Annotated in this window: 21 protein-coding genes; 10 read left to right on the top strand and 11 right to left on the bottom strand. The window is 61.9% G+C overall.

Going from position 1 to position 21,887, the window contains the following annotated elements:
- Positions 1–15 precede the first annotated feature (15 nt).
- The 3 genes from BMX59_RS22260 to BMX59_RS22250 all read right to left on the bottom strand — a co-directional run bounded on the left by BMX59_RS22260 (position 16) and on the right by BMX59_RS22250 (position 4,407).
- Complete coding sequence (locus BMX59_RS22260) at positions 16–2,673, bottom strand: TonB-dependent receptor (protein ID WP_093125800.1); 2,658 nt, start codon at positions 2,671–2,673, stop codon at positions 16–18.
- Positions 2,674–2,823: 150 nt separating this feature from the next.
- Positions 2,824–3,822 carry a FecR family protein gene (locus BMX59_RS22255; RefSeq protein ID WP_093125795.1) on the bottom strand — a complete coding sequence of 333 codons (999 nt, stop codon included), beginning with the start codon at positions 3,820–3,822 and terminating at the stop codon, positions 2,824–2,826.
- Between the two features lie 63 nt (positions 3,823–3,885).
- Positions 3,886–4,407 carry an RNA polymerase sigma factor gene (locus BMX59_RS22250; RefSeq protein ID WP_092248238.1) on the bottom strand — a complete coding sequence of 174 codons (522 nt, stop codon included), beginning with the start codon at positions 4,405–4,407 and terminating at the stop codon, positions 3,886–3,888.
- A gap of 206 nt (positions 4,408–4,613) precedes the next feature.
- Between BMX59_RS22250 and aroQ the strand changes: the two genes are divergently transcribed.
- Both aroQ and BMX59_RS22240 read left to right on the top strand, forming a co-directional pair.
- Complete coding sequence (gene aroQ / locus BMX59_RS22245) at positions 4,614–5,063, top strand: type II 3-dehydroquinate dehydratase (RefSeq protein WP_010206717.1); 450 nt, start codon at positions 4,614–4,616, stop codon at positions 5,061–5,063.
- Positions 5,060–5,908 carry a shikimate dehydrogenase gene (locus BMX59_RS22240; RefSeq protein ID WP_093125788.1) on the top strand — a complete coding sequence of 283 codons (849 nt, stop codon included), beginning with the start codon at positions 5,060–5,062 and terminating at the stop codon, positions 5,906–5,908. Before aroQ ends, BMX59_RS22240 begins: the two co-directional genes overlap by 4 nt.
- A 138-nt stretch (positions 5,909–6,046) precedes the next feature.
- Here the strand turns inward: BMX59_RS22240 and BMX59_RS22235 are convergent, their stop codons facing one another.
- Together BMX59_RS22235 and quiC are read right to left on the bottom strand one after the other, a co-directional pair.
- A complete protein-coding gene (locus tag BMX59_RS22235) occupies positions 6,047–6,688 on the bottom strand; it encodes a TetR/AcrR family transcriptional regulator (protein WP_093125784.1) in 642 nt (213 codons plus the stop codon).
- Positions 6,689–6,766: 78 nt separating this feature from the next.
- Entirely contained in the window at positions 6,767–8,668 is a 1,902-nt protein-coding gene (quiC, locus tag BMX59_RS22230; RefSeq protein WP_093125780.1) for a 3-dehydroshikimate dehydratase QuiC, read from the bottom strand.
- 220 nt (positions 8,669–8,888) lie between these two features.
- Here quiC and BMX59_RS22225 point away from each other — a divergent pair, with 220 nt between their 5' ends.
- Positions 8,889–10,223: an MFS transporter gene (locus BMX59_RS22225; RefSeq protein WP_093125775.1), complete on the top strand. Its 1,335-nt coding sequence runs from the start codon at positions 8,889–8,891 to the stop codon at positions 10,221–10,223.
- 13 nt (positions 10,224–10,236) lie between these two features.
- Here BMX59_RS22225 and BMX59_RS22220 read toward each other — a convergent pair whose 3' ends face one another.
- Positions 10,237–11,115, bottom strand: coding sequence for a DMT family transporter (locus BMX59_RS22220; RefSeq protein WP_071489933.1), 879 nt, complete (start codon positions 11,113–11,115; stop codon positions 10,237–10,239).
- A gap of 184 nt (positions 11,116–11,299) precedes the next feature.
- Between BMX59_RS22220 and BMX59_RS22215 the strand changes: the two genes are divergently transcribed.
- From BMX59_RS22215 to BMX59_RS22205, 3 genes are read left to right on the top strand one after another with little or no spacing between them, the layout of a single operon-like run.
- Positions 11,300–11,716, top strand: a complete 417-nt coding sequence (locus tag BMX59_RS22215; protein ID WP_071489932.1) for a membrane lipoprotein lipid attachment site-containing protein — start codon at positions 11,300–11,302, stop codon at positions 11,714–11,716.
- Between the two features lie 53 nt (positions 11,717–11,769).
- On the top strand, positions 11,770–12,657 hold the full coding sequence (locus tag BMX59_RS22210; protein WP_092248227.1) for a KPN_02809 family neutral zinc metallopeptidase: 888 nt from the start codon (positions 11,770–11,772) through the stop codon (positions 12,655–12,657).
- Positions 12,658–13,632 carry a hypothetical protein gene (locus tag BMX59_RS22205; protein WP_093125769.1) on the top strand — a complete coding sequence of 325 codons (975 nt, stop codon included), beginning with the start codon at positions 12,658–12,660 and terminating at the stop codon, positions 13,630–13,632.
- A 99-nt stretch (positions 13,633–13,731) separates the two neighbouring features.
- Here BMX59_RS22205 and BMX59_RS22200 read toward each other — a convergent pair whose 3' ends face one another.
- Genes BMX59_RS22200 through BMX59_RS22190 form a run of 3 tightly spaced genes read right to left on the bottom strand, consistent with a single transcriptional unit; the run spans position 13,732 to position 15,805 of the window.
- Positions 13,732–14,331 (bottom strand): HAD family hydrolase, encoded by a 600-nt coding sequence (locus BMX59_RS22200; protein WP_093125766.1) that lies wholly within the window; start codon positions 14,329–14,331, stop codon positions 13,732–13,734.
- Positions 14,328–15,197 carry an acyl-CoA thioesterase II gene (tesB, locus tag BMX59_RS22195; RefSeq protein ID WP_025858197.1) on the bottom strand — a complete coding sequence of 290 codons (870 nt, stop codon included), beginning with the start codon at positions 15,195–15,197 and terminating at the stop codon, positions 14,328–14,330. The genes BMX59_RS22200 and tesB overlap by 4 nt, the downstream gene beginning before the upstream one ends.
- A gap of 38 nt (positions 15,198–15,235) precedes the next feature.
- Positions 15,236–15,805, bottom strand: coding sequence for a GNAT family N-acetyltransferase (locus tag BMX59_RS22190; RefSeq protein WP_071489928.1), 570 nt, complete (start codon positions 15,803–15,805; stop codon positions 15,236–15,238).
- A 75-nt stretch (positions 15,806–15,880) separates the two neighbouring features.
- Here BMX59_RS22190 and BMX59_RS22185 point away from each other — a divergent pair, with 75 nt between their 5' ends.
- Positions 15,881–16,801 carry a histone deacetylase family protein gene (locus tag BMX59_RS22185; RefSeq protein ID WP_093125762.1) on the top strand — a complete coding sequence of 307 codons (921 nt, stop codon included), beginning with the start codon at positions 15,881–15,883 and terminating at the stop codon, positions 16,799–16,801.
- 166 nt (positions 16,802–16,967) lie between these two features.
- A complete protein-coding gene (locus BMX59_RS22180) occupies positions 16,968–18,194 on the top strand; it encodes a TIGR03862 family flavoprotein (protein ID WP_093125757.1) in 1,227 nt (408 codons plus the stop codon).
- 120 nt (positions 18,195–18,314) lie between these two features.
- Here the strand turns inward: BMX59_RS22180 and BMX59_RS22175 are convergent, their stop codons facing one another.
- Complete coding sequence (locus BMX59_RS22175) at positions 18,315–19,649, bottom strand: RNA helicase RhlE1 (protein WP_071489925.1); 1,335 nt, start codon at positions 19,647–19,649, stop codon at positions 18,315–18,317.
- A gap of 48 nt (positions 19,650–19,697) precedes the next feature.
- Entirely contained in the window at positions 19,698–20,594 is an 897-nt protein-coding gene (yedA, locus tag BMX59_RS22170; protein WP_092248213.1) for a drug/metabolite exporter YedA, read from the bottom strand.
- Positions 20,595–20,754: 160 nt separating this feature from the next.
- Between yedA and BMX59_RS22165 the strand changes: the two genes are divergently transcribed.
- Both BMX59_RS22165 and BMX59_RS22160 read left to right on the top strand, forming a co-directional pair.
- Positions 20,755–21,210, top strand: coding sequence for an Lrp/AsnC family transcriptional regulator (locus tag BMX59_RS22165; protein WP_092248210.1), 456 nt, complete (start codon positions 20,755–20,757; stop codon positions 21,208–21,210).
- Positions 21,200–21,883, top strand: a complete 684-nt coding sequence (locus BMX59_RS22160) for a cyclase family protein (protein WP_092248207.1) — start codon at positions 21,200–21,202, stop codon at positions 21,881–21,883. The genes BMX59_RS22165 and BMX59_RS22160 overlap by 11 nt, the downstream gene beginning before the upstream one ends.
- Positions 21,884–21,887 lie beyond the last annotated feature (4 nt).

Raw genomic sequence — 21,887 nt, 5'->3', positions numbered from 1 at the left:
ACTGGGCAAAATCGGTCAGAACTGATATTCAACGGTGCCCTGTAAGGTGCGCCCACGCCCGAGGGTGAAGGCCAGTACGTCGCCCAGCGGCACCAGGTAGGCGCGGTCGGTGACGTTTTCCATGGCCAGGCGCAGGGTCAACTGCTCGGTGGCGCGGTAGCTGCTGTAGAGGTCATAGACGGTGTAGGGCTTCCAGTCAGCCGGGTAGACGCCGGTTTGCGAGGTGGTCACGCCGGCGCCACCTTTGACGTAGTAACCGCCGCTGTAGCGCGCACGAACCCCCACATCCAACTTGCGCTCGAACAAGCGTGCGCCCAGCGTCGCGGTGCCGCGGTCCATCGGCATGTGTTCGGAGGAACCCAGGATCGCGCTGCAGCTCTGACCCGCATTGGCCACGTCGTCCGGCACCATCGCGTCTACCGGCGCTCGGCTGCCCGGCCCCTTCTGGATCTTGGTGACACCACCCAGCCACGCGGTCTTGCTGCAGAACGTATTACTGCCGAGCATGCGCGTGTAGTTGAACTGGCCGTAGGCGAACCCGGCGTCGTAATCCAGCTGGTACTCGAGGCCGCGAAAACGGGTGGTTTCCAGGTTGTTCACATACGCCGCATTGCCGATATTGGCGATGCCATAACCGGGCGGCTGCACCCCCAGGGCCATATAGGAAAAGTCATCGACGCGGGTGTTGAAGTAGGACACCTTCATGCCCACGCGGTCCTCCGCGAACAGCAGGTCTTCCTTGAGCACGTTGAAGCCGACCTCCCAGGCCGTGGACGTCTCGGGCTTCAAGTACGGGTTGGGGAAAATCGACTCCGAACCGCCGCCGTGGGGCCGGCCGCTGACCAGTGTTTCGGTGACGGCCGGAGGGCGCCAGCCCTTGCCGTACGTGGCGAACAGTTGCAGCCAATCCACGCCGGGCTTGACTGACAGGCCGAAGGTCGGCGAGACGTGCCCCTCTTCCCGATCCACGTCATAAGTCATGGGCAAGCCGATCTGTCGCGTGGTGCCGATGATGAAGGTACGGGTGTTCAGGCCGGTCTCGCCGCGCAGCCGATAGCGGTCGTAACGCAACCCGGCATTGAGGTTCAGCCAGTTGTCGTAGTCGTAGTCCAGGCGCGCGAACAGGCTGCCCATCGCCCGGTCACCTCTGGGCGTGATGCTTTCCGCCGCCGAGGCCGTCACCGCCGAATCGGCGGCCACCATTTGATTGGAATCCGGCCGGCCCTTGTCGTAGAAAAACTCCAGGCCGTAGTTGGCCTTGATCACCGACAGCTCGCTCAAGGCGAAGGTCGAGATGTTCTGCGCCTGCAAACCATAGGTGTTGGTCTGGTAGGTAACGTCGTAGCCCTTGCTGCTGCCACGGGTCAGTGTGGTCTGGTCATTGCGGGTGTCGACGTAGTAGAGCTTGGCCTTGAAATCGATCAGCGGGTTGTCCGGCGTGTAGCTGTAGTCCAGTGCGAAGTTCTGCGCCGTGACATTGCTGCTGCCGAGCTTCTCCCACAGCTGGGCCTTTTCGGCGGTCATCATGTTGACGTCGTCGTAGTCGACCTCGGTGGTCAGGTAGCTCAATTGCAGACGCTGATCCACCGGCAGGTTCAGACCCAGCTTGAGCAGGCGTGAACGCATCACCGAGCCGGTGTACTCGACGGTGGAGTTTTTGATCCGGTCTTCACTGGCCGGCAGGAAAGAACTGCCGGTGCGCAACTCGCCGATGCTGCCCCGGGTGCCGGGTTTGTAGTCGCCGAGATGACGTTCACTGGCAGCCACCAACATGTCCCACACATCGGTGCCCACGGCAAACGCCGAACTGCCGATAAAATGCGTGCCGTTGCTGCGCCCACCCAGCCCGGTGGTCAAGCGGATGCGCCCACCGATTTCCTTGCCGCCCTTGAGCAGGTCGGCGGCTTCCACGGTGCGAAAATTGGCCACACCACCGATCACCCCGGCGCCGCCCATCGTGGACGTGGCGCCCTTTTCGATCACCACCTCCGACAGCAATTCCGGGTCGACATACAGCGTGCCATTGCGTTGCTGGTGGCCACTTTGCTGGTAGTTCTGGCGCATGCCGTCCACCGACATGTTGACCCGGCCGTAGTCCTGGATGCCGCGAATATTCACCGACAAACCGGGGTCTTGCTGGCTGACCGCCGAGTAGACGCCCGGCGCCTCTTCGAGCATCTCGGCGGCATGCCGTGGTGGGTTGCGATCCAGTTGCTCACGCCCGACCACACTCACCGACCGTGGCGATGAATACACCCAGTCGTTGGGGTGCAGGCCGGTGATCGTGGTAGTTGCCAGTGCCAACGCGGCGCCGCTCTGCTCGACGCGGGTCAGGGTGACTTGGCGTTCGCCATTGAAGCGATACTCCACCGGCGCATTCCCCAACAGACGCGCCAAACCTTCCTGCACGCTGTATTGCCCTCTCACGGCCGTGCTCTGCAAACCGGCCAGGCGCTGGCTGTCGAACAGCACTTGCAGGCCGGCCTGGTCGGCGAATGCCAGCACAGCACTGCCCAGGGACTGCGCGGGGATATCCAGCATCAGCACCGCAGGGCGTGCAGCATTCGCCTGAGACTGAGCAGCGAATACCGGAGCCACAGCGGCGAACAGGCCCAAGTGGATGGCCAGGGCTAACCGGCTTGCGGTGATACGCCCCTTGTTGAGTGCTGACATTTCTGTTGTTCCCTGCGCTGAGCGTTTTCTTGTTTATGCGAATGCTTCTCACCTAGAAAGACGTGCGACGCGCAGGAAGTCAGTAAGGTTTTTTGAAAGTTTTTCAGGAAGGGGGATTTCAGGCGGTGGGAGCAGGCTCCCACCGGGTCATCAATAGATCAGGCTGAGGCCAGCCAGGTCCAGGCGTTGCACCTGCAGTTCCTGGGTCAGCGTGGCAAGGGCGGTGTCGAGCATGTCGAGGCGGAACACGCCGCTGACTTCACGCTCGCCGAGGGCCGAGTCAGTCAACACCACGCGCCCGGGACGGTAGCGGTTGAGTTGTTCGATGACATTGGCCAACGGCTGGCGATCAAAGATCAACACACCGCGTCGCCAACTGGTGGCGCGCGCGACGTCGAGTTGATCCAAAGGCACGATGCCTTCCTGAGTGCTGTAGCGTACGGCCTGGCCTTGTTTGACCACTTTGTCGGCCGGGCCTTTTTTCGGGATGGCTTGCAGCGTGACCTCGACACTGTGTTCCAACACCCCGGTCCACGCCTTGCTATCGCCCTCGCGCTCCACCACAAACTTCGTGCCCAGCGCCCGGGTCTGCCCGCCGGCGCTCTGCACCACGAACGGTCGGGTTTCCTCGCCCACCTTCGGTGCCACATCAAAGATCGCCGAGCCCTGCAGCAGGCTGATGCGGCGTTGCACACTGTCGTAATCCAGGCGGATGGCACTGGCGGAATCCAGCTCGACCTTGCTGCCATCGGCCAGGTGCACGGTGCGCACTTCGCCTTTCTCGGTGATGTAGTCGGCCTGCATGTGCAGCAACAAGTCCGGACCACGCACCCAGCCGACACCGGCTACCACCACGACCAGCGCGACGGCCGCCGCACGTTGCCATGGCCGGCGCCGCCTGGTCCCGCGCGCAGGCTGCGTCGCCGTCGACGGGCGCTGGCGGTTCACAGGCGGTTCCTTGTACACCTCGCCCAGTGCCGCCCAGGTCTGTTCGGCAAAACGCAATGCCGCTTCGTGGCGGCTGTCGCAGGCGATCCAATGCCGCAATTCGGCCTGCTCCTGTTCGGTCAGGGCACCGGCGTGCAGGCGCACCGCCCACTCGGCGGCCGCCTCGGTAATGCTGTGCTGCTGCGGACCCTGGCTATTCACGTGTGAATCTCGAATTTTTCGTTATATAACGCTGTGACGAGTGAACGGGCGTTTTTCGGTAATTCATTCGTCGGATGGTGCCCTCTCGCCTTCCTGCAAGCGTTGCATCACGTAGGCCAACGCTTTGGCCAGGTGCTTTTGGACGCAGCTGTCAGAGATGTCCAGGTGCCGGGCGACCTGGGCGTGGGTCATGCCTTCGATGCGGTTGAGGCGGAAAATCTGCTGGGTGCGCTCCGGCAACTCCGCCAGTGCCTGCTTCAATGCCTGTCGCTGTTGCTGCGCCATTGCCTGAACCTCCAACCCAGCCACGTCATCTTCAATCTCGGCCAGCGCCTCATGGGGCACGGAGTCAGTCTTGCGCCGCGCTTCCTGGCGAATATGGTCGATCAGCAGATTGCTTGCCGTTCGATAGAGATAGCCCTGGGAGTTGTCGATGCGCTCGCCCGCCGGCTTTTCCGCCAGGCGCAGGAAGCTCTCCTGCACCAGGTCTGCGGCCAACTGCGGGTCCCGTACCTTGCGCGCCAGATACCCGCGCAAGGCATCGGCATGCTTGAGAAACAGGCCTTTGAGATCCACGTCCGACAAACCGACTCCCTGGAATGTTAAGGAAACAGGCGGGCATCTTAAGCGTTGTCGAGAATGATTTTCAATTGATATCTAATCTGATCCGCCTTTATGAACGGCCTGATTAACGGTTCGATAATCGAACACATACGCCGCCATCAATTGACCAAATTAACCATTCAGTACATTTTATCTGCACAACTAACAAGAATTGTGGAGAACACCCCATGCCGCCTATCGTGCTGGTGCTCAACGGTCCCAATCTCAACCTGCTCGGCACCCGCGAGCCCGCTACCTACGGCCATGAAACCCTGGCCGATGTGGCGGCCTTGTGCGGCCGCAGCGCTGAACAGCTGGGCCTGAAAATCGAATTCCGCCAGACCAATCATGAAGGCGAACTGCTCGACTGGATCCACGGCGCCCGCGCCCGCTGCGCCGGGATCGTGATCAATCCGGCGGCCTGGACCCACACCTCGGTGGCGATCCGTGATGCGCTGGTGGCCAGTGAAGTGCCGGTGATCGAAGTGCATCTCTCCAACGTGCATGCCCGCGAAGCGTTCCGTCATCACTCCTTTGTGTCACCCATCGCGAAGGCCGTGCTCGCAGGGTTCGGCAGCCACGGCTACCACTTGGCGCTGGAACACTTCAGCCAGTTGCTCAAAGGATCGGCCCGATGAAAACACGCATCCTCGCCGGCCTGATCGGCGCTGGCATCCAGGCTTCCCGCACGCCCGCGCTGCATGAACAGGAAGGCGATGCCCAAGGTTTGCGCTACTTGTACCGCCTGATCGACCTTGAGCCCCGGCAGTTGGGCATCGACGCCTTGCCCGATCTGCTGCGCGCCGCCGAGCTCATGGGCTTTACCGGGCTGAACATTACCTACCCGTGCAAGCAGGCTATCCTACCGCTGCTCGATGAACTCTCCGACGAGGCCCATGGCATTGGCGCGGTCAACACGGTGGTGTTCAAGGACGGCAAGCGCATCGGCCACAACACCGATTGCCTTGGATTTGCCGAAGGGTTCCGGCGCAACTTGAGTGATGTCGCCCGCCAACGCGTGGTGCAGATGGGCGCCGGCGGTGCAGGTGCCGCAGTGGCCCATGCGCTGCTGGCCGAGGGAGTGCAACAGTTGAGTATTTTCGATGTGGACCCCGCCCGTGCCCGCGACCTGGTGGAGAACCTCACGCTCCGTTTCGGCCCAGGGCGCGCCCAAGTGGGCAACCACGTAGAAAACGCCGTGGCCGAGGCCGATGGGCTGGTGAACACCACGCCGATGGGCATGGCCAAGCTGCCCGGCACACCGGTGCCCGCCGCTTTGCTAAGGGCAGACCTGTGGGTGGCGGAAATCGTGTATTTCCCGCTGGAAACCGAACTGCTGCGCGATGCCCGCGCGTTGGGCTGCCGCACCCTGGATGGCGGCAACATGGCGGTGTTTCAGGCGGTGAAGGCGTTTGAGCTGTTCTGTGGGGAAGTGCCGGATGCGCAGCGCATGCTGGCGCACTTCCAGAGCATGAATACCTGACTGAGTTGGAATAAAAATCCAAATGTGGGAGGGGGCTTGCCCCCGATAGCGGTGGATCAGCCAGCTTATCTGTAGCTGACCCACTGTCATCGGGGGCAAGCCCCCTCCCACATTTTGAATGCATTCCAACCTGAGACTTCAGGCCTGGAGGTAACGCATCACCGAATCACAAATCATGTCCCGATGCCGCTGTTTAACCGCCTCATCCGACAGGTCGATCTGAAAAATTTCACTGAAGGTATGACGGTTGGACACGCGATAAAAACTGAATGAGTTGATCAGCAGGTGCACGTCCAGCGGCTCCAACCCTGCCCGGAACACCCCCATCTCAGCGCCACGGCGCAACGTCGCACCCAGCGCTTCCAGGATGTTGCTGTTCATCGCCTTGATCGAGTCGGAACGCTTCACGTACTCGGCATTGTGGATATTTTCGATGCTGACAATGCGCACAAAATCCACATTCTGGTCATGGTGATCAAAGGTGAACTCCACCAGCCGCCGGATCGCTTCACGCGGCTCCAGGGCCGTGAGGTTTATGCGGGTCTCGGTGTTGCGGATGTCGCCGTAGAGTTTCTCCAGCACCTCGACGTACAACTGCTCCTTGCTGCCGAAGTAGTAATAGATCATGCGCTTGGAGGTGTGGATACGCTCGGCGATCGCGTCCACGCGAGCGCCGGAAAGGCCCTGCTGGACAAACTCGACGATGGCTTCCTGGAGTATGTTTTCGCGGGTCTTTTCCGGATTGTTCTTACGACTCTTGCGAGGTGCCTCGGTGGTCATGGTGCGCTCACGGCCAGTGTTATGCAGGCCGTGATTATGGGCCGCGACGCTCCCCGAAAGAAAGCACCGCAACCGTCGTTATAAACGTGCCTGGCGCACCGCACCGCTGCGCGATTTGGCCATGGCGGCCAGGCGCACCGCCACGTTGGCCGCACCGTAGCCGGCATAACCGTTCTTGCGCTGGATGATCTCGAAGAAAAACCGCCCTTCGAAGGGTTCGGTGTAGACGTGAAACAACTCGCCGCCCTGGGTATCGCGGTCGTACAGCACGTTGTAGTACGCCAGCTCACTGAGGAACTCATCGTCGAAATCGAAACGCGCCGCCAGGTCGTCGTAGTAGTTGAGCGGGATATCCAGCAGCGGCACACCGGCCTCCTTGGCGCGGCGCACTTCGGCAAAGATATCCGCGCAGTCGAAGGCGATATGGTGCACACCCGAGCCGCGATAGCTCGACAGCGCGTGGGAAATCGCCGTGTTGCGGTTCTCGGAGATGTTCAGCGGCAGACGGATCGAGCTGCAACGGCTGCGCAGCGCGCGGCTTTTCACCAGGCCGTAAGGGTCGGGCAGTACCACTTCGTCATCGGCTTCGAAATCCAGCAGGCTCTTGTAGAACAGCACCCAGCTGTCGAGGCTGTCGGCTGGCAGGGCCATGGCCATATGGTCGATACGCAGCAAGCCGCCGCTGGATGACACGCCGGGCTGCAGGTTGAAGTCGGTGTCGTACAGCCCGCCTTCACTCTGATCCACCAGGTAAATCAGGCTGCCATCCGGCGCACGTACCGCCGCCAGCTCCAGCTCATTCGGCCCGACCAGGCCGCGATACGGCTGGCCTTTGTACGCCACCGCCCGCTCCAGGGCCTTGGCGCTGTCCTTGACCCGAATCGCGGTGGCACACAGCGACGGCCCGTGGGCCTCGAAAAAGTTGTGGGCAAACGAATAGGGTTCGCAGTTGAGGATCAGGTTGATATCGCCCTGGCGCAACAGGCTCACGCTCTTGGAGCGATGCTGCCCGGCCTTGACGAACCCCAGGCGTTCCAGCCAGTGGGTGAGCTTGGCGCCAAGGCTCTCGTCCACGGCAAATTCAAGGAACTCGATGCCGTCGTATTCGCTGGCAGGCGGGGTATCAAACAGAATCTCGACCGGTTGCGTCGGCGCTTCCTGCTTCAGGCGTTCGCGGGTTTTCTCTTCGAGGTACAGCAGGGAGCGCAGGCCATCCGCCGCATTCGCACGGGTGGGCGCGGCGCGGAAGCCGTCGTTGAAAATTTCCAGGGACAGCGGCCCGGTGTAGCCGCTCTTGATGATCGGCGCGAGGAACCCAGCCAAGTCGAATTCGCCTTGGCCGGGGAAGCAACGGAAGTGCCGACTCCACTCCAGCACGTCCATGGCCAGGATCGGCGCGTCGGCCATTTGTACGAAGAAGATCTTGTCGCCGGGGATCTCGGCGATGGCGCTCGGGTCGCCCTTGAGGGACAGGGTATGAAAGCTGTCGAGCAATACACCAAGGCTCGGGTGATCGACCTGACGCACCAGGTTCCACACCTGTTGCCAGGTATTTACATGCTTGCCCCAGGCCAGCGCTTCATAGCCAATGCGCAAGCCACGACGGCCGGCGTGTTCGGCGAGCAGGCCGAGGTCATCGAGCAGAATGCGCTCGTCGCCCACGCAATCGGCGGAGGCATTGCTGCACACCAGCACCAGGTCGGTGCCCAGTTCCTGCATCAAGTCGAATTTGCGCTCGGCGCGCTCCAGGTTGCGTGCAAGGCGGTCTCGACGGCAGCCTTCAAAATCGCGAAACGGCTGGAACAAGGTGATGGCAATGCCCAGGTCGGCACACATTTGCCTCACTTCACGGGGGCTGCCATCGTAATACAACAGATCGTTTTCGAAGATTTCTACGCCGTCGAACCCGGCGGCCGCGATGGCTTCGAGTTTCTCCGGCAGGGTTCCGCTCAAGGAAACGGTGGCAATAGAGCGTTGCATGGGCGACTCCCGGCATTTAAGGCGCGTCTTATTTACGGCAAATTATTGGCCGCTAAACTGTTCACAGCAATTAAAATGTACGAACCGGTTAGTTTTTGGTGCGATTATCGAACACAAAGCCGTTTTGGCGAATTGACGATTTTTTAGCCGCTGCGCACCATCGATTCAGTAACAAGACCCAGAACACACCATAAAAATTTCAAAAAACGGGTACGACCTCATGCCTCTGCAAAACTCCGTCCTGGCCGACCGCCCGGGCACACCGCACGCCGGCATCGGCGACAAGATCCGCGGCGCCCTGGCCGTGGGCAAAACGCGCTGGGGCATGTTGGCCCTGGTGTTCTTCGCCACCACCCTCAACTACATCGACCGCGCCGCATTGGGCGTGATGCAGCCTATCCTCGCCAAGGAGATGAGCTGGACGGCGATGGACTACGCCAACATCAACTTCTGGTTCCAGGTCGGCTATGCCATCGGCTTTGTGCTGCAGGGCCGCTTGATCGACCGGGTCGGTGTGAAACGCGTGTTCTTCTGCGCGGTCCTGTTGTGGAGCCTGGCCACCGGCGCCCACGGCCTGGCCACCTCGGCGGTGGGCTTCATGGTCTGTCGTTTCATTCTCGGGCTGACCGAAGCCGCCAACTACCCGGCCTGCGTCAAGACCACGCGCCTGTGGTTCCCGGCCGGTGAACGGGCAGTGGCCACCGGTATCTTCAACGCCGGCACCAACGTGGGTGCGATGATGACGCCGATGCTGCTGCCGTTGATCCTGCACGTGTGGGGCTGGCAGGCGGCGTTCCTGTGCATGTCGGCGCTCGGCGGGATCTGGCTGCTGTTCTGGGGCTTGAAGTACTTCAACCCGGAAGACCACCCCACCGTCAAACAATCCGAACTGGACTACGTGCAACAGGAAGTCGAACCGGAACAACCCCGCGTGCCCTTCAGCCGCATCCTGCGCATGCGTGGCACCTGGGCCTTCGCCTTCGCCTACTCGATGACCGCGCCGGTGTTCTGGTTCTACCTGTACTGGCTGCCGCCGTTCCTGAACCAGCAATACAACCTGGGCATCAACGTGACCCAGATGGGTATCCCGCTGATCATCATCTACCTGACCGCCGACTTCGGCAGCGTGGGGGGTGGGATTCTGTCGTCGTTCCTGATCGGCCGAGGCATGAACTCGATCAAGGCGCGGCTGCTGTCGATGCTGCTGTTTGCCTGCTGCATCGTCGGCGTGATCATGGCCGCCGGTTCCAGCCAGCTGTGGGTCGCGGTGTTTGCCATCTCCCTGGCGATTGGCGCACACCAGGCCTGGACCGCCAACATCTGGAGCCTGGTGATGGACTACACACCCAAGCACATGATGAGCACGGTGTTCGGTTTTGGTGGCATGTGCGCGGCCATCGGCGGCATGTTCATGACCCAGATCGTCGGCCACATCCTGACGGTCACTAACAACAACTACACCGTGTTGTTCACCCTGATCCCGGCGATGTACTTCATTGCGCTGACCTGGATGTACTTCATGGCGCCGCGCAAGATCCCTACCGTGGACGTTTGATCTACCGTCTCAGCTACCGGCGCCGCTGCTGCCAGGCAGCGGCCAGCCCACTCATGCAGATCACCCCGATACCGACCACCGTGGTCAGGTCCGGGGTGTGGTTGAACACCAGCCAGCCCAACAACCCCGCGAACACGATCTGGCAATAGCCAAACGGCGCCAGCAAGGCCGGTGCCGCGAAGCGGAACGCCTGGGTCAGCATCAAATGCGCGGTCATCCCGCAGGTGCCCAGGGCCAGCATCAACACGCCGTGCCACAGCGTCGGCACTTGCCAGAAAAACGGCACCATCGCACTCATCACCAAGGTATTGCACAGGCCGGCGAAGAAGTTGCTGGTGGTGGGCGTGTCGTATTGGCTGAGAATGCGCGTGAGCAGTTGGTAGAAGCAGAAGAACAGCGCCGAACACAGGGGCAACAAGACCGCCGGGGTGAACAGTTCGCCGCCCGGGTGGATGATGACCAGCACCCCGACAAACCCGCAGATCACCGCCAGCCACTGGCCACGCGTCACATGTTCGCCGAGCAGCGGCACCGAGAGCGCCGTTACCAGGATCGGTGCAAGGAAGTTCACCGCCGTGGCTTCCGCCAGAGGGATGAAGTGCAGCGCCGAGGTGAAAAACAGGCTGGTGCCCAACAGGCACAGCGCCCGCACCACCTGCATCCCCGGCCGCTTGCTGCGCAGCACGCGCAAGCCCGATTGCGGCAGGAAGATGCCGGCCATCAAGAGGGTGTGCACCAGGTAACGCGCCCACACCACCATCACGATCGGATAGAACCCGGCCAGGTATTTGGACAAGGCGTCGTGGCTGGAGAACAGGAACGTCGCCAGTACAATCAGCAAAATGCCTTTGAAGGGGTGGTTGACGCCGGAAAGGGGGGTGCTGACAGTCATGGAATTCTCTTGCGTGGCGAGCTGAACGCGTGGCACTCAACCCGGTAATCTAGCAGCCGGGCCTGCGTCTGCCCCTAGAGCATAACCAAACACCGTGCGAACAGCGCACTAAATCACGGGATTCGAGTCCAACGCTGCACGTTGACCGCCGTGTTGCACACTTTTTAATCAAGGCCTTGCTGCTATGAAAAAAATCCTCTTTGTCCTGTCTGCCCTTGCCCTGCTCACCGCGTGCAACCAGCAAGAGCAGCCAGCCCCCAAGCCGGCACCGGCGTCCGTGCAAGCCACCCTGGTGCCGGCAACGCCGCCCACCGACAAATGGCTCGGCAAGTGGATCGGCGTAGAAGGCCTCTACCTCACCATCGCCAAGGACGACAGTATTGGCCGTGGTCACTACATTCTGACCATGAAATATGGCCTTGATGACGACGACTCCGGCACCTTCAAAGGTGAAGCCAACGAAGACGGCATCGCCTTTACCCGCCCGGACGGCCCCCAGCAATTGAGCGCAGGCGACGGCGAAGCCACCGGTTTGAAATGGTTGGCGGATAAAAAGGATTGCCTGATTGTCGATACCGGCGAAGGCTATTGCCGCGATTAACGGCCATACTCTTCCCCAATTAATGTAGGACCGTTCACCAAGAGGATTGCCCCATGCTATGGAAAAAAGGCCGACGCAGCGACAACGTGGTCGACGCCCGCGATGACAGCGGCGGTGGTGGGGGCGGTATGCGCTTTGGGGGCGGCAAGGGTCTGAGCCTCACGGCCATCGTGCTGATTGTCGGCATCGGCTGGTTGACCGGCCAGGACCCGTTGCAGATCCTCGGCCAACTGACCGGCCAGATGGAACAGGCACCCTCGGTGAGTACGCAGACACGTCAGGCGCCGCCGGCCAACGACGAGCAAGCGGACTTTGTCCGCGCCGTGCTGGGCGATACCGAAGACACCTGGGGCCAGGTGTTCCAGGAAAACGGCCTGGCCTACAAGAATCCGAAACTGATTCTGTTCCGTGGCCGGGTCAATTCCGCCTGCGGGGGAGCCACCTCGGCCAGCGGCCCGTTCTATTGCCCGGCTGACCAGCAGGTGTACCTGGACCTGGATTTCTTCCGGGAAATGTCGCAGCGCTTCCAGGCCGCCGGTGATTTCGCCCAGGCCTACGTGATCGCCCACGAAGTCGGGCATCACGTGCAGACCTTGCTGGGCATCTCGTCGAAAATCCAGGCCGCACGCCAGCAGGGTCGGCCGATGCAAGGTGATGGCGGACTGCTGGTGCGCCAGGAACTGCAGGCCGACTGCTTCGCCGGGGTGTGGGCCAACCGTGCGCAAAAGCGCCTCAACTGGCTGGAACCCGGCGATATCGAAGAAGCACTGAACGCGGCCAACGCCATTGGCGATGACCGCTTGCAGCAACAGGGTCAGGGGCGTGTTGTGCCGGACTCGTTTACCCACGGCACCTCGGCACAGCGGGTTCGCTGGTTCAAGACCGGCTTCGCCCAGGGCCAGATCACTCAATGCGACACGTTTACCGCCAAGAGTCTTTAAATGAATAAACGCTTGGGATGGCTGCTGGGCTTGTTAGTCACGTGTTCAACCTGGGCCGCCGAACACGGCGTCAAGGACGTCAGCCCCCATCGTTTCCACCTGGAGGCCGGCGATCTCAGCCTCGGTTTGAGCCAGGATTGGCGCCAGCCACTGCCCCAGGTCACCCGCGCATTGATCATCGTGCACGGCCGCCTGCGCAATGCGCAAACCTACCTGCAAAGCGCCGAAGACGCCGCCGAGCACGCAGGCCAGAGCGCCAACACACTGGTGATTGCGCCGCAGTTTCTGAATGCGTCCGACGTCAAGCGCAACCACTTGGACAATCAGGTACTGCGCTGGAACGGCAATGACTGGATGGCCGGCGAACCCTCCACCGGTCCGGGACACATCAGTTCCTACGGCGTCCTCGACCAGCTCATCAAGCACCTGGGCAACCGCAAGCTGTTCCCGACGCTTAAGGAAATTGTCGTGGCCGGCCACTCCGGCGGCGGCCAGGTGGTGCAGCGCTTCGCCCTCATCGGGCACGACCACCCGCTGCTGCAAACCGAAGGCATCAGCCTGCGTTACGTGGTGGCCAACCCTTCGTCCTACGCCTACTTCACCCCACAACGCCCAGTGAAGTTCGACACCGCGAGTTGCCCAGGCTTCAACGACTGGAAGTACGGCCTGCACAACCTGCCCGACTACGCCAAGGGCCAGAGCGCCCAACAGCTGGAGCAGGCTTACGTGTCACGCAATATCACCTACCTGCTGGGCCAGCAGGACACCGACCCGAACCACCCGGCGCTGGACAAAAGCTGCGCCGCCGAGACCCAGGGCGCGTACCGCCTGATTCGTGGGCACAACTATTTTGACTACCTCAAGCAGCGGCACCCGCAGTTGAGTCACACGCTGGTGGAAGTGCCGGGAGTGGGGCATAACGGGGATGGGATGTTTACGTCGCCCGAGGGCCAGAAAGTACTGTTCACGCCATAACCTGTGGGAGGGGGCTTGCCCCCGATTGCGGTCTGCCAACTACACATGTGCTGATTTATACACCGCTATCGGGGGCAAGCCCCCTCCCACAGTTGATCTCTATTGTCTGGGCTGGATCATCTGGTGCAGCACCGCGCAGTCCGATGCATGCCAATCCGCCAACTCCGGCCACGGGTTCTCCGGCAGATTCACCAACACCGTTCGCGTCCCCGCTGCCCGGCCGCAGTCCAGGTCAAAGCGGTAATCACCGACCATCACCATCTCGCTTGGCGCCACATCCCACGCCGCCGCGAGTTTCAGCAGGCCGTCCGGATCCGGCTTCGGCTGCGCATCGTCACGCCCCAGTATGTCCTCCATGGCAAAACAGTCCGCCAGGCCAATAGCGTCCAGGGTGATATGCGCCAACTCCCGCGCATTGCGCGTCAGGATGCCCAGGCGATAGCCACGCCCGGCCAGTTCGCGCACCAGTTCTACCGCGCCTTCGGCGGCCACCGACTCCAACGCCAGCTCACGCTCGTGCTCCAGCAACCAGGCATGCTTGGCCGCCGCAACCTCCTTCGGCAACGCCGCCAGGTGCGTGAGGATGTCGTCTTCAGGTGGAATCTCCAGGGCCACGCGAATGGCCGCGAAATCATGCACGGCCACCGTCAGGGTGCCGTCCATGTCGAACACCCAATGTTTAACCTCTGTCAGGCTCATGCCCAATCCTTGCGATGGCGAATCAGGCCTTCCTGGGTGACCGAGGCCACCAGTTGCCCGGCGCGGTTGTACACGCTGCCTCGGGAGAACCCCCTGGAATTGCCGGCCCACGGGCTGTCCATGGCGTAGAGCAACCAGTCATCGGCACGCAGGTCGGCGTGGAACCACAGCGCGTGATCGAGGCTGGCGACCTGCATGTCTTTCTGCCACACGGTCTTGCCGTGGGGCAGCAGCGAAGTGGTCAGCAGGCCGAAGTCTGAGGCGTAGGCCAGCAGGTATTTGTGCAGTGCCGGTGCATCGGCCAGGGCGCCGTCGGCGCGGAACCACACGTACTTGACCGGGTCGGACGGTTGCGGGTTGAACGGGTCTTTCTCGGTGACCGGGCGCACTTCGATCGGCTTGGGGCACAGCAGCTTGTCGCGCATGTGCTCGGGGATCAGGTGCGCGCGTTGCTGGGTCAGTTCCAGCTCCGACGGCAGGTTTTCCGGGCCGACTACCACGGGCATGGTGGTCTGGTGATCGAAGCCTTGTTCGTCGTACTGGAACGAGGTGGTGCAGGTGAAGATCGGGTGGCCCTTCTGGATCGCCGTCACCCGGCGCGTGCTGAAACTGCCGCCGTCGCGCACGCGGTCCACCGAGTACACCACCGGCAACTTCGCGTCGCCAGGGCGCAGGAAATAACCGTGCAGGGAATGCACGTGCCGCGCTTCTTCTACGGTCTGGCTGGCCGCCGACAGCGACTGGCCGAGCACCTGGCCGCCGAACAGTTGGCGAAAACCCAGGTCCTGGCTGCGGCCACGAAAGAGGTTTTCCTCGATCGGCTCCAGGGTCAGCAGGTCCACCAGATCTTCCAATACTTGGCTCATAGAGCAACTCCTAAAATCTATCGGGCATTCCGGGCTGCCTATCCGTGCAGCGTGTCCAACCATTGGGCGCGGGTGATGCGGTACAAAACATGATGGCGCAGCGGGTCATCGGCTGCGACCTTGGGGTGTTCAAAATCTGCCTGGGGATCGTAATGCATACCGATGGCCTGCATGACTTTTTGTGATGGCAGATTGGATTCGGTGGTGAAGGCGACAATCTCGTCCAGGTTCAGACGATCAAAACCACAGCGCAATGCGGTCCACGCGGCCTCGCTGGCATAGCCCAGGCCCCAGTGTTCGCGAGCCAGGCGCCAGCCGATTTCCACCGCCGGGGTAAAGTCGGCATCGAAGCTGACATTCAGCAACCCGGTGAGACCGATGAATTCCCCCGTGTCCTTGCGTTGCAACGCCCACAGGCCAAAGCCGTATTCGGCGAAGTGGCCACGAATCCGCCCGATCAACGCGGCGCTTTCCAGGTGGCTCAGTGTGGCCGGGAAATAACGCATCACCTGCGGGTCGGCGCACATGCGCGCAAAGTCCGGCAGGTCGCTGTCGCGCCATTGGCGCAACAAAAGGCGTGCGCTTTCCAATTCGAGTATCGGCTCCATGGGTCCCCTCCCTTGCCATGTGCGTGAGTGTACAACGCGGGTAAGATGCGTCGCAGGTTCCCGTCAGAAAATCCCATGCCTCTGCCATTGATCTACCACGATGACTACAGCCCCGAGTTCCCGGCGGACCACCGGTTCCCCATGGACAAGTTCCGCCTGCTGCGCGACCACCTGGTGTCCACCGGACTGACCGAGGACAGCCAACTGCTGCGCCCGCAGCTGTGCCCGCCAGAGATTCTGGCCCTGGCCCATGACGCTGGGTATATCGAACGCTACATGGGCGGCGAGTTGTCCCGCGAGGACCAACGTCGCCTCGGCCTGCCCTGGAACGAAGCCCTGGCCCGGCGCACCGTGCGCGCGGTCGGTGGCTCCATCCTGGCAGCGGAGCAAGCATTGGAACACGGCCTGGCCTGCCACCTTGCAGGCGGCACCCACCACGCTCACTACGATTACCCGGCGGGCTTCTGCATCTTCAATGACCTGGCGGTGATCAGCCATTACCTGCTGGCCAGTGGCCGGGTCAACCGCGTGCTGATCTTCGATTGCGACGTGCACCAGGGCGATGGCACGGCACGCATCCTCCACGACACGCCAGACGCCATCACCGTGTCGCTGCACTGTGAAAAGAACTTCCCCGCGCGCAAGGCCCAGAGTGACTGGGACATCCCTCTGCCGATGGGCATGGGCGACGCCGACTACCTCAAGGTGGTGGACGACGCGCTCAACTACCTGCTGCCGCTCTACCAGCCGGACCTGGTGCTGTACGACGCCGGCGTCGATGTGCACAAGGACGACGCCCTCGGTTACCTCAAGCTGACAGACCAAGGCGTCGCCGCCCGCGACGAAAGCGTGATGCGCCACTGCCTGGGCCGCAACATCCCGGTGATGGGCGTGATCGGCGGCGGCTACAGCAAGGACCGCCCGGCCCTGGCCCGCCGCCACGGCATTCTGCACCACAGTGCGCAACGGGTATGGACGTCATCAGGTTGTCACTGAACTGTGAGCGTTACCCACAATGCCTGTGGAACCACCTGTGGATAACTTGAGTGTAAGCGTGTGAGAGCTACTAATCATAAGGCCTGTAGGAAGCTGTACGTTTTTTGATCAGGCGTTTTCACTCTCGTCGGGTAGAATGCTCGGCTAATTTATGCGAGCGCAGCCCATGCCCGATACCCCTCCCCCACACGTCATCATCATCGGCGGCGGCCCTGCCGGATTGACGGCCGCCGAAGTCCTGAGCCAGGCAGGCGTACGGGTGGACCTGTACGACGGCATGCCGTCCGTGGGGCGCAAGTTCCTGCTGGCCGGCGTGGGCGGCATGAACATCACCCACTCCGAGGCGTACCCGGCGTTTCTGTCGCGCTATGCCGAACGTGCGCCGCACATGGCGCCACTGCTGCGCAGTTTTGGGGCCGAGGCGTTGTGCGAGTGGATTCATGGCTTGGGAATCGAGACCTTTGTCGGCAGCTCGGGCCGAGTGTTTCCTACAGATATGAAAGCCGCCCCGCTGCTGCGCGCCTGGCTCAAGCGTCTGCGCGACCAGGGCGTGGTTATCCACACCCGGCATCGTTGGGTAGGCTGGAATGCCGAGGGCGACTTACTTATCCACAGCCCCGAAGGCGAAAAAACGGTCCGCAGCGATGCCGTGCTGCTGGCGCTGGGCGGCGGCAGCTGGTCGCGCCTGGGCTCGGACGGTGCGTGGCTCCCGTTGCTGGCGGATCGCGGCGTGCCCTGCGCCCCGCTGCAACCGAGCAACTGCGGTTTCGAGGTGTCGGCCTGGAGCGAATTGATGGTCAGCAAATTCGCTGGCGCGCCGTTGAAAAACGTCGCCATCGGGCTGGGGGACGACAAGCCTCGGCTGGGCGAATGCGTGATCACCGCTACCGGCATCGAAGGCAGCTTGATCTACGCGCTGGCCGCGCCGATTCGAGAAGCGATCAACCGCGACGGTGCGGCCACCGTGCATATCGACCTGTTGTCGAGCAAGCCGCTGGACAAGGTCCTGGCTGCCCTGGCCAAGCCGCGTGGTTCGCGCTCGATGAGCAAACACCTGCACAGTCAGTTGGGGTTGGAGGGGGTCAAAGCGGCACTGCTGCGTGAGTTGGCGCCGGGTGAGCACTTCAACGATCCGGCGAAGTTGGCGGTGGCGATCAAGGCGCTGCCATTGACGCTGGTGAAGACACGGCCGATGGATGAGGCCATCAGCACCGCAGGCGGCGTGCCGTTTGAGGCGCTGGATGAGCGCTTGATGCTCAAGCAGTTGCCGGGAGTGTTTTGTGCGGGGGAGATGCTGGATTGGGAAGCGCCGACCGGGGGGTATTTGCTGACGGGGTGTTTTGCCAGCGGCCGGGCAGCTGGGCGGGGGATGTTGGAGTGGCTCAATCGCTGAGATTGCGGTGAATTCAAAGCCGCCATCGGGGGCAAGCCCCCTCCCACATTTGACTGTATTCACAAATCAAAGTGTGGGAGGGGCTTGCCCCCGATGAGGCCATCAGCCGCGCTGAAGAACTTACTTCTTCTTGCGCGGCCCGGTATTAAAAACGGGCACCTTGCGCACCGGCTTGATCGAAGGCTCCGCCGGCGTCACTTCACCGCTGTCCACCCACTTGCCCAGGTTGCGCTTACCGCCACCACCGGACGTTTTAGGCTTCTTCGGTTTCTTCGGCTTCTTTACCACCTGCCCGCTGGCGTCGGTGTCCGGCACGCGGTGCTCCGGTTCGAAGTCCGGCTCCATCTTGCGGGTCAGGGTCTGACGCGTGAGCATCTCGATGGCCGACAGCATGTTCACTTCATCGGCACACACCAGGGAAATCGCCTCACCGGTATTGCCCGCACGCCCGGTACGGCCGATTCGGTGGATGTAGTCTTCAGCCACGATCGGCAAGTCAAAGTTGACCACCAGCGGCAAATCTTCGATGTCCAGGCCACGGGCTGCCACATCAGTGGCTACCAGGATCTGCACTTCACTGGATTTGAAACGGTCCAGCGCACGTTGGCGGGTCGCTTGAGGCTTGTCGCCATGGATGCCGTCGGCATTGATGCCCAGGCCCTGCAACTTATCCACCAGCGCATCCACGCCGTTACGGGTCTTGGCGAACACCAGCACCTGCTTCCAGCGGCCTTTGCGCATCAGGTGCACAAACAGCTCCGGCTTGCGCTTCTTGTCCACCGGCACGATCCACTGCTTCACGGTGTTGGCAGCAACGTTGCGCGGGCTGACTTCGATGCTCAGCGGGTCGTTGAGCATCTGCCCGGCCAGCAGGCGGATGTCATCGGAGAAGGTCGCGGAGAACAGCAGGGTCTGGCGCTTTTTCGGCAGCATGCGGTAGATGTTCGCCAGCTCTTCCGAGAAGCCCAGGTCGAGCATGCGGTCGGCTTCGTCGAGCACCAGGGTTTGCAGTTGGTTGAGCTTCAGCGCGTTCTGGCGGAACAGGTCGATCAGGCGACCGGGCGTGGCGACCAGAATGTCGACGCCCTTGCGCAGCTTCATCATCTGCGGGTTGATGCTCACGCCGCCGTACACCGCGTAGGTGGTGAGTGGCAGGTGTTGGGCGTACTCGGCGACGCTGGCGTGCACCTGCTCGGCCAGCTCGCGGGTCGGGCACAGGATCAGCGCACGCGCCGAGTTGGCGGCGACTTTCGGCCCTTCCATCGTCAGCAGTTGCAGGAGCGGCAGGGCGAAACCGGCGGTCTTGCCGGTGCCGGTCTGGGCCGCGGCCATCAGGTCGCGACCGGCCAGCACTGCCGGAATGGCTTGCGCCTGCACCGGCGTCGGGGTCTGGTAGCCAAGCGTCTCAAGGGCGCGCAGCAAAGGTTCGATCAGGCCAAGGGTGGCGAAAGTCATGTGTTTACCGTAGGAAAAATTCAGCGCAAGGTCGCAATGCGCCGCAGTTTACCTTATTTCCGGCTTGGGCTTGCGCCACTGGGGCAGGCTGATCAGCAGGACGGCGCTAATGATCACCAGCATCGCCAGGGCTTCTTCCAGCCCGATGGTCTCGCCCACGAATACAATCCCCAGCAATACCGCCACCGCCGGGTTGACGTAGGCATAGCTGGTCGCCGCCGCCGGGCGTACGTGCTTGAGCAGGTACATGTAGGCATTGAAGGCGATGATCGAGCCGAATACCGTCAGATAGGCCAGGGCCAGCCAGCCTTCCAGCGGCGGCGCGGCCTGCAGGCGTTCACCGGATAGCGCGCTGACGAACAACAGCGCCACACCGGCGACCAGCATCTCCGCAGCACTGGCCATCGCGCCCTGGGGCAACGGCAATTGCCGGCTCCACACCGAACCAAACGCCCAGGAAGCCGCCGCCACCAACAGCAACACAGCACCCATCGGGCTCGACTGCAACGTGCTGCCCATATTGAGCATGGCGATGCCGATGATCCCCAGAATCACCCCCGCCCACTCCAAGCGAGTGTTGCGCGCGCCCCAGAAATACCCACACAGCAAGGTGAACAACGGCACCGTCGCCACGGCCAGCGCCGCCACGCCGGAAGACACCCCCATGTGTTCCGCCACGCTGACACCGCCGTTGCCCACGGTGAGCAGCAAAAGACCAATCATCCCGGCTGCTTTCCACTGCGGCCACGTCGGCGCCGGCACCCCACGCCAGCGCAGGAAGCCATACATCAACGCCCCCGCCGTGCAGAAACGAATCCCCGCCAGCAACAACGGCGGCCAGTACTCAACGCCGATGCGAATCACCAGATAGGTGGACCCCCAGATCACATACAGCGCAAAAAAAGCGGCGATCAACGGTAAGGGAAAGCGACGTGGGCCAGGCATTGGGCAGCTCTATGGCAGGAGATGGGAGGCTTATTCTAAAAAGACAGGTCGTTAAACATAAGTTACAAAACCTGTTTAAAACGCCGTTACACTTTTCAAAGCATGGTTGTGAAGGCTATAAACCGTGCTTTCGAAAGTCACGCGTAACCGGAGCCTTATCATGGACAAATACGACCGCATGCTCCTCAGCGCCCTGCTCGAAGACGGCCGCGCGTCCTACGCGCAACTGGCCCGCACGGTAAACCTCTCCGCCCCTGCCGTGGCCGAACGCGTGGCCAAATTGGAGGCCAGCGGGGTGATCACCGGGTATCAGGCCAAGGTGGATTTATCCAAGGTGGGGTTGCCGATCCAGTGCGTGATTGAACTGCGGTTGACCAATCATGGCAGTCAGAAGGTGTACGACGCGCTGGCGGAAATTCCCGAGCTGACAGAATGCCATCGGGTGACCGGCGACCCGTGCGTGATCATGCAGGCGGCGGTGGGGTCGATGCCGGAGTTGGAGAATTTGATCAACCGGATCGCGAAGTTCGGGTTCAGCAAGACCTCGATTATTTTGTCGAGTGCGATAGAGAGGCGGGTGCCGTTGGCTCAACTGGAGGTGAAAAATGGTGGGTAAGGTCGTCAGCCTCAGCCATCCAATCAGCCCGCGTATTCCGTTGTGGCCAGGGGATCCGCCGGTGGTGTTCGAAGACATAGCGTCGTTGAGCAAAGACGGCTACTTCCTGCGCCGTTTCAGCATGGGCGAACACAGCGCCACCCACATGAACGCGCCGAACAGCTTTTATGCTGATGGCATAGGCATCGACGGCTATCAACCCCACGACCTGGTGCGGCATGCGGTGGTCATCGACGTACGGGCCCGATGCACGCCAGACTACGAAATCAGCGTGCAGGACATTCAAGACTGGGAATACCAGCACGGGCTTATCGAGCCGGGCTGCGTGGTGCTGATGTACACCGGCTGGCAGCACCTTTGGAATGATCCGGCGGCGTTCTTCCGCCAGGACGCCCAAGGCTCGCATTTCCCAGGGATCGGCGAGGCGGCAATTCAATTTCTGTTGTCGCAGCGCCAAGTAGCCGGTGTAGGCATTGATACCCACGGGATTGATTCGGGGCAGAGCACTGCATTTGCGACGAATCGTGCGGTGCTGGCCGGGGACGGGATTGTGTTGGAGTGCCTGACCAACCTCGACCAACTGCCGGTCAAAGGAGCCACATTAGTGATCGGCGTCCTGGCACTGGAAGGCGGTTCGGGCTCACCCGCATCGGTGATAGCGTTTATCCCCTGACGAC

Origin of the sequence: Pseudomonas sp. NFR09 (assembly GCF_900111535.1) — a bacterium.
GTDB classification, from domain to species: Bacteria; Pseudomonadota; Gammaproteobacteria; order Pseudomonadales; family Pseudomonadaceae; genus Aquipseudomonas; species Aquipseudomonas extremorientalis.
Note: the sequence above shows the minus strand (reverse complement) of the source record. Positions and strands in the feature narration are given on the sequence as shown.

Coding starts and splice junctions, on each gene's coding strand:
- BMX59_RS22260 (WP_093125800.1), bottom strand. CDS start 2,673: ATGTCAGCACTCAACAAGGGGCGTATCACCGCAAGCCGGTTAGCCCTG.
- BMX59_RS22175 (WP_071489925.1), bottom strand. CDS start 19,649: ATGACTTTCGCCACCCTTGGCCTGATCGAACCTTTGCTGCGCGCCCTT.
- BMX59_RS22220 (WP_071489933.1), bottom strand. CDS start 11,115: ATGACTGTCAGCACCCCCCTTTCCGGCGTCAACCACCCCTTCAAAGGC.
- BMX59_RS22240 (WP_093125788.1), top strand. CDS start 5,060: ATGAAAACACGCATCCTCGCCGGCCTGATCGGCGCTGGCATCCAGGCT.
- BMX59_RS22200 (WP_093125766.1), bottom strand. CDS start 14,331: ATGAGCCTGACAGAGGTTAAACATTGGGTGTTCGACATGGACGGCACC.
- BMX59_RS22160 (WP_092248207.1), top strand. CDS start 21,200: ATGGTGGGTAAGGTCGTCAGCCTCAGCCATCCAATCAGCCCGCGTATT.
- BMX59_RS22235 (WP_093125784.1), bottom strand. CDS start 6,688: ATGACCACCGAGGCACCTCGCAAGAGTCGTAAGAACAATCCGGAAAAG.
- BMX59_RS22210 (WP_092248227.1), top strand. CDS start 11,770: ATGCTATGGAAAAAAGGCCGACGCAGCGACAACGTGGTCGACGCCCGC.
- yedA (WP_092248213.1), bottom strand. CDS start 20,594: ATGCCTGGCCCACGTCGCTTTCCCTTACCGTTGATCGCCGCTTTTTTT.
- BMX59_RS22180 (WP_093125757.1), top strand. CDS start 16,968: ATGCCCGATACCCCTCCCCCACACGTCATCATCATCGGCGGCGGCCCT.
- BMX59_RS22225 (WP_093125775.1), top strand. CDS start 8,889: ATGCCTCTGCAAAACTCCGTCCTGGCCGACCGCCCGGGCACACCGCAC.
- aroQ (WP_010206717.1), top strand. CDS start 4,614: ATGCCGCCTATCGTGCTGGTGCTCAACGGTCCCAATCTCAACCTGCTC.
- BMX59_RS22190 (WP_071489928.1), bottom strand. CDS start 15,805: ATGGAGCCGATACTCGAATTGGAAAGCGCACGCCTTTTGTTGCGCCAA.
- BMX59_RS22215 (WP_071489932.1), top strand. CDS start 11,300: ATGAAAAAAATCCTCTTTGTCCTGTCTGCCCTTGCCCTGCTCACCGCG.
- BMX59_RS22185 (WP_093125762.1), top strand. CDS start 15,881: ATGCCTCTGCCATTGATCTACCACGATGACTACAGCCCCGAGTTCCCG.
- quiC (WP_093125780.1), bottom strand. CDS start 8,668: ATGCAACGCTCTATTGCCACCGTTTCCTTGAGCGGAACCCTGCCGGAG.
- tesB (WP_025858197.1), bottom strand. CDS start 15,197: ATGAGCCAAGTATTGGAAGATCTGGTGGACCTGCTGACCCTGGAGCCG.
- BMX59_RS22165 (WP_092248210.1), top strand. CDS start 20,755: ATGGACAAATACGACCGCATGCTCCTCAGCGCCCTGCTCGAAGACGGC.
- BMX59_RS22205 (WP_093125769.1), top strand. CDS start 12,658: ATGAATAAACGCTTGGGATGGCTGCTGGGCTTGTTAGTCACGTGTTCA.